The 6,687-nt window shown below is 36.5% G+C and carries 7 protein-coding genes; 4 read left to right on the forward strand and 3 right to left on the reverse strand.

All coding sequences use genetic code 11. The features are described 5' to 3' along the window. Position 1 precedes the first annotated feature (1 nt). Positions 2 to 1,057: an iron ABC transporter substrate-binding protein gene (locus ACWIUX_RS08010; protein WP_448590204.1), complete on the reverse strand. Its 1,056-nt coding sequence runs from the start codon at positions 1,055 to 1,057 to the stop codon at positions 2 to 4. Positions 1,058 to 1,088: 31 nt separating this feature from the next. Further along, positions 1,089 to 1,844: an ATP-binding protein gene (locus tag ACWIUX_RS08015; RefSeq protein WP_448590205.1), complete on the reverse strand. Its 756-nt coding sequence runs from the start codon at positions 1,842 to 1,844 to the stop codon at positions 1,089 to 1,091. 454 nt (positions 1,845 to 2,298) lie between these two features. Between ACWIUX_RS08015 and ACWIUX_RS08020 the strand changes: the two genes are divergently transcribed. From ACWIUX_RS08020 to tsaA, 4 genes are read left to right on the forward strand one after another with little or no spacing between them, the layout of a single operon-like run. Beyond that, positions 2,299 to 2,751 (forward strand): MotA/TolQ/ExbB proton channel family protein, encoded by a 453-nt coding sequence (locus ACWIUX_RS08020; protein WP_448590206.1) that lies wholly within the window; start codon positions 2,299 to 2,301, stop codon positions 2,749 to 2,751. Further along, positions 2,732 to 3,142 (forward strand): ExbD/TolR family protein, encoded by a 411-nt coding sequence (locus ACWIUX_RS08025; protein ID WP_448590207.1) that lies wholly within the window; start codon positions 2,732 to 2,734, stop codon positions 3,140 to 3,142. Before ACWIUX_RS08020 ends, ACWIUX_RS08025 begins: the two co-directional genes overlap by 20 nt. Beyond that, positions 3,139 to 3,816: an energy transducer TonB gene (locus ACWIUX_RS08030; protein WP_448590208.1), complete on the forward strand. Its 678-nt coding sequence runs from the start codon at positions 3,139 to 3,141 to the stop codon at positions 3,814 to 3,816. Before ACWIUX_RS08025 ends, ACWIUX_RS08030 begins: the two co-directional genes overlap by 4 nt. A gap of 56 nt (positions 3,817 to 3,872) precedes the next feature. Next, a complete protein-coding gene (gene tsaA / locus ACWIUX_RS08035) occupies positions 3,873 to 4,283 on the forward strand; it encodes a tRNA (N6-threonylcarbamoyladenosine(37)-N6)-methyltransferase TrmO (RefSeq protein WP_448590209.1) in 411 nt (136 codons plus the stop codon). Between the two features lie 57 nt (positions 4,284 to 4,340). Here tsaA and ACWIUX_RS08040 read toward each other — a convergent pair whose 3' ends face one another. Further along, the gene (locus tag ACWIUX_RS08040; RefSeq protein ID WP_448590210.1) at positions 4,341 to 6,428 is read right to left on the reverse strand and encodes a TonB-dependent receptor plug domain-containing protein; all 2,088 of its coding nucleotides are present in this window, start codon (positions 6,426 to 6,428) and stop codon (positions 4,341 to 4,343) included. Between the last annotated feature and the right edge of the window lie 259 nt (positions 6,429 to 6,687).

The following is a 6,687-nucleotide window of genomic DNA, read 5'->3' on the forward strand; positions in this document are numbered from 1 at the left end:
TTTAAAAAACTACCCTTGTAAATCCAGGATAACTTTTTGTAATCACGTTAAACATCGGTTTTCCCAAAAATTCTTTAAATATTTCATCTGCCTTATTACTAATATCGATATCAGAAAATCTTTCAGGATAGATAACCTTTCCAGCAAAGTAGGTATCTATTAAGGCTATCTCTATATTTGTAGTATAGTAGTTAAAAGGTAACTGTCCATAAACTTCATTGTCCTTGAATGCCCTTAATTTATCGTAAAAAGCCCTGTTCTTTTTATAGTCTTCTTTTACTAGGGCTAACCCCCCTTCATCAAGGAATATAATGTCAGGGTTTAACTTTATTAGATATTCTTTGTCCAGCATCAGGCTGCCCGAACTCTTTATTTCATCAGCGACGTTTTTTGCGTTAATTAGAGTAAAGGGCAAATATTTTGCCTGAGTGCTCTCAATTCCGTGAACGCCAGCCATACCAAGTGCCCCAACATAAACGCTCGGCTTCTTATCGGGCAAAATATCCTTAGTTCTATTGTTTAGGTCTTCTTCTATACCTTGTATGTACGAAATTAGTTGATTTGCTCTATCAGACCTCCCTGAAACCTCACCTATAACCCTTAAAGAATTAAATATCTCGTTCATATCAAAACTGGCGAATTGACCATAGCTAAGCAATATTACTGGTATATTTGTCTTTGACTGAATTGCATCAGCTTGATCTTTAGTTAGATATGCAGCAAATATTACATCTGGTTTAAGAGCTATGATGCTTTCAAGATTGGGACTTGGTCGAGGGCCACCTTGACCTATCCCAGGCAAATCCTTTAACTGGGGATATGCAAGGATATATGGCCTTGAAATAACATCCCATTCCTTTTCAGAATCCTCTACCCCTACAACTGAGTTTGCAAGCCCCATATAGCATACAAGTCTTAGGGCACCAGGACCTATTGCCACAACCTTTTTTACTGGCTTTTCTTTCAAAACAACCTTTCTTCCAAGAGCATCAGTTACGGTTAAATTAGAATTATCTTTCTGGGCTAACCTGTCACAACCTGAAAGAAAAGATAGCACAGTTATTAAAAAAATATCTTTAGAAACTTCATTACAAGATTGAATTTATAAGATTTGAATCTTCAATAGTTAGCCTTTCTCCTATGAGATTTGCCTTTGAGATCTCACTCTTAAATGGCAAGAATCCATCTACTTTGATTTTCTTTTCAGCAAGTAGCCTCTCAAGTTCTAATTTGCTATCTTCACTAACCTTGTTCAATATAACTTTATATGGCTTGGTATGTTTTCCCTCTGAAATCAAGCCTATAGTTTTCTCACAAAGAGAGACTGACTCAAAGGATGGCTCTATCACAAGCCATACTAAATCTATAGCCTCGTGCACTCCTCTGCCAAAGTGTTCTATTCCAGCCTCTGTATCCACCAAAACGTATTGATTGTCTTTAACTTCTAATCTTTTCAAAAATTCTCTCGTTACTGCCCCCATTGGACACGCACAGCCCTCCATTCCATGTTCAATCTTACCAGTTCGGATAAAACCTATGTTGTCCCTCCATGAAGAGAAACCTTTCAGTTCTTCAAAGGTGAGGTTCGATGTAAACATAGGAGTCTTTTCTTTGCCCTCTGATTTTAAAAAAGATAAAAGAGCCTTTTTTATCTCAGCCTTTCCTCCAAGATATTCCATCAATGTTTTTTCAGAGTTTAAACCAAGCATATTAGTAAGACAAAGGTTTGACTCATCAGCATCCAGAACAAAAACCTCACCCCTTTTTGAAAGCGTATTTGCAGCTATTGTTGTGAGAGTGCTCTTTCCACATCCACCTCTCCCGCAAATTAAAATTTTTGGCATATTAAACCTCCCTCAATAAAAATAGGCCACGAAAGCTTAGTACGCGAAAGTTGCGCTTATAGTAGCCTTCATGGCCTTGCAAAAAGAGTTCAACTCTTTAATTTTTTTATTAATATACAATAAATTTTTAATTTTGACAATATAATTTATAATTTATAATTCTTTGAGCTCTTATAGTACCGCGAGCATCCTTGCTCGCGGAATATAGTAACACGAGCATCTTGCTCGTGCATTTTTTTGCTTTTACAGCTACCAAGCAGGGTGCTTGGCTTACTATAAGGGAAAGCTACTCTAGCAGTGGTGTTACATACTATAAATTATTTGACTTTTAGATCTGATTTGATAGAATACTAGAATTAGAGTTTTAGGATAAAGCCATGAAGGCTTGTGCAAAGATTGCACATGTTTTTATGGCTTATTTTTTTAGGAGGAAATTATTAGTAGGAGGGATAAATTGGCAAAGTTAATATTAAATCTTGCAATGGTTGGGGGAGATCCTGTTTTGGCACTTTTAATAGTGCTAAGCGTAATATCTGTTGCATTTATTGTTGAAAAAATTTTTCTTATGAGAAAAATTGAGGAAGATCTCTTCAATTACTCCCCTTCAGATTTAAGGTCAACTCTTAACAAAAGACTTGGCTTTTTTGCGACTGTTGGCAGCAATGCGCCATTTATCGGTCTATTTGGCACAGTGCTCGGGATTATGAAGGCATTCCACGATCTGGCTATTTCTTCGGATTTTGGAGTAAGAGTGGTTATGAACGGCATTGCAGAAGCACTTAGCTCCACTGCACTTGGACTTTTTGTGGCTGTCCCGTGCGTGATTGCATACAACTACTTTGTCAGAAAAGCAAGAGATTTAAACTATATATACGAGGAGCACCTCGATGCACAATCCAAACCATGATGACGAAATAGCAGAAATAAACATTGTTCCATTAGTAGACGTAGTTTTAGTTATACTTATAATATTCTTAGTTACTGCTACGTTGATTGCTCAGGGGGCTATTCCAATTGATTTGCCAAATGCCAAAACTGCTGTCATAAAACAAGAAATAAAAGACATCCCGCTTACCATAAAAAGTGATGGCACAATGTTTATCAATGAGAATAAAACTGATCCGAAGCTTATTACAGAAACGCTTAAGACTCTCAAATCAGACAACCCAAATATAATAATAAAAATTCGCGCAGATAAGAATACCCAATTTGACTTCGTTGTAAGGGCTATCGATGCGTGTAGAGCTGCCGGCATAGAAAGATACAACATAGAAACGCTAAAGGATGACAGGATTTGAGTAGAAGGTTTTCACTAAGCTTTCTAGTATCTATCGTGTTTCACTCAATTCTCTTTGGCGCTGTTTTTCTTTTAGGGGCGACCAATGTTATAAAGAGCGAACCAATATTTATAATGAGCCTAAATTCCCTTCAAGAAAATCAGAAATTAGACAAAAAGATGAATGACGACAACAGTAGCAAAACTTCAGAGAAAAATATTCAAGAACAAACTCCTGATAGTAGCCCCATTCAAACACAAACAATAAGCACAACTAATTTATCCCTTACTCAGGCTACGCCTGTAAATATCTCAAATCAAGTTAACACAAATGATTCTTTAAATAGTGAGAGGAAAGATAATGGCAAAGATGGAGCCGTTCAAAGAATCAACAATAATAGCATATATTCTAAATCTTTCGGTTCATCAGATGGTCCAAAATTTATAAAAAGGATAATACCAGAATATCCTGCCCGCGAGAAAAGGTTGGGCATTGAGGGCAAGGTAGTATTAGAACTGGTAATCGATGAAGATGGTCATCTTATAAGCGTCAGGGTTTTAAGTAGCACAAATGAGAATTTTGCTCAGGCTGCGATAAAGGCTGTAAGAGAATCAACCTTTAGGGCTGCAGTGGAAAACGGAGTATTTGTTAAGTCAAGGGCAATACTTCCAATTAGATTCGTGTTAGAAGATTAATCTTTATTTTTAAAAAGAGGCGTACAATTTTAAAAAAATATATAAGGGAGAAAAAAATGGAAAACAAAACTGAATTTATATTTAAACCAATTGGATACGTAAGAAATAAGTCTGTAAGCGTACCTAGACACTGGAGCGTTTCAGATATCGAGGGCGAATTGGTCATCGATTCGCAATATAAGGATGGAATAAAGGATATAAAAGCAAAAGAAAAGATATGCGTAATCTTTTGTTTTCACAAATCACCACCATTTTCTCAAGAAAAACTCACACAAAAACCACCTCATATAGATGCAGAAAAAGGTGTGTTTAGTATATGTTCACCGTATAGGCCAAACCCAATAGGGCTTTCTGTTCTTGAAGTCTTAGAAAAATCAGAAAATGTAATAAAGGTTAGAAGACTCGATATGTTAGATGGCACTCCTATTCTGGATATAAAGCCATATGTAGAATATAAAGAATTTTAATTCACATAATTTTTAGCCCCCGAACTTAAAAAGTACAGGGGGCTAAGTTACTAAATATTAAAAAGTTAAAGTAAGAGATCCAAATACACTTCTTCCAGGCATAGGATATCCAAATACCTCTTGATACTTTTTGTTAAAGATGTTATAAAACATTAGATCCATTCTTAGGTCGTGCTTTGGCAAAAGATACGATACACCCAGATCTGCCGTGTAATGTGGCTTTATGGAAACAAGTTCTAACTTACTGCTATTTGGTGCATACAGCAAATTTTGCTTTGATACGTAGTGATTGTCAAAATTTAAAACAAGTCCGTTGTCAAACTTTTTCTCAAAAGTTAGATTTGCCATATTTCTTGGAAAGTAATCAAGCCCGTTCAAGAGGTGCATAGTATCAAGCGCGTCATTGACCTTTGTGCTTTTTTGGTAAGTATATGTAAGTACAGTGTCTATTCCCTTTATTCTCTTCTTGAAGGTTGATTCAAGCCCATACATATTTACCTCATCCACGTTGTAGGCTACCCTATTTGTAGGATTTGGATCGATTCTAAACATAATATAGTCGTGAATAGAATAATAATAAGCGTTAAGCGAATAATCTATACCAAATCTTTTTCCTTTAAGATTAGCTTCAATTGCATCTTCCTTTTCTGGCTTTAAAAGATAATTTACTGGCCTATATCCGGGAGCAGGGCTACCGTTGGCGAGCTTTGCTCCACTATAACCCGTAAGCCACCAGTAGTATTCAGGATTGGTGGGCATCCTCGCAGATTTGAAAACTGATAAAGTTGCAGTCGTATCTTTGTCCAATTCATAATCTAGGCTCACCCTTGGCGTAATTGCATCACCAGTTAGCGATATGCCCTGGACGTTGATCCCTCTTCCATCCTGCAATATAGGTGCACCCTCTGCATGAAAGCTATCATACCTTATACCCATATAAAGCGATGATTTCTTTGATATCTTAAATCTATCATCAAGATACGCTGAATTGTAAATTATCTTCTGACTCGATGGACTATTTTGGTCAACGGTCACAGGATTTGTCTTTTCATAGATTATAAAGGTATCGCCAGAACCCTGATTTTTAAAATAATATCCAAATCTTACGTGATGCTTAAAAATATCCCTACTAAAGTCCATATAAAAACCATCGGTCTTGTCTGGCTTTAGATCCCTTACTAGAAGCCCGGGGTTTACCTCGTATCTATCTTCTCTATTTGTAAAGCCTGCTACTTTAGCTTGCCAGCCAAATATCTCTCGCTCATACGACAGATCCAGAAGAGCCTTCTCCTTTTGCCAGTAGGCGCCCATTACAGGCGTGTGTGTAGGTCCTCCACCAGGAGCCATAAATTCTCCAAGCGAAGTAGGATATAATGGATCTATTGGCACGTTCCACCCTGGATTTTGAGGGTCATTTGATTTTCTGTTGTTCACTATGAGTCCTCTTTTTAGCTTTGTATAATAAACTGAAGCCCCAATTTTGCCCTCGAATACGTTTGGAATTACCGTGGAAAGGTTAAATGAGTTTGAAAGAAAATCGTTATTTCTTAAAAATGGATCGGAAGAGAGATGATCTATAGATATATTAAATGGGATATTTTTTATCTTGTTCTCATAATAAAATCTGTAGTTTTGAGTGTCTCTTGTGCCATATGAACCAAAAAATTCTGTTATAGGTGTGCCTGTTGGGACTCTATTCTTGATTTCCACTGCACCGCCTAGAACCCCCAGCTTTGCATCCACGCCGCTCTTTATGACCTTTATAGAGTCAACGTTTATGGGAGGTATAGTACTCCAGTCTACATAAAAGCCTCCATATACCCCTGTAGCATTAATGTCCCTTCCATTCTCGAAAACCTTCATTCTACTATTACCAAATCCCCTGATTTTAACCACATCGCCAGTATCCCCCAAGAGAGATTTTTCTGAGATCTCAACTCCTGCCATATCTTTAAGATAGTCAGTAATAGAGAAGCTCATAGCCGGATTTACCTTGAATACGTTCACCACATCAGCATTTTTCTCTTTCTCCTTGTTAGCGTATACTACAATTTCTTGAAACTGAGAGCTGTCATTGCAAAATCCAATTTCAGCCAGATCTGAATAAAAAAACATAAAAAACAAAAAAGCCACTACAATAAACAAATATCATCTACCTCCCTTTAAAAAAATAAGCCATGAAGACTAAAAGCCTTCATGGCTTTAATACTAAATTTAATTATTTAAGGTAAATCTTCCCTAATTCATTTAGGGCACAATTTCTAATAAATTTCTAATGTTATTTTAATATAGCAAAAATCTTTTAAATGTCAAGCAAACGACATTCCTCAAAAATAATCTATTCGAAATACCCTTGTTTCCTCATAATTGACAAAGGGAGCAACCATCCCTTTAACATATATAG

It is taken from the genome of Thermodesulfobium sp. (assembly GCF_053498235.1).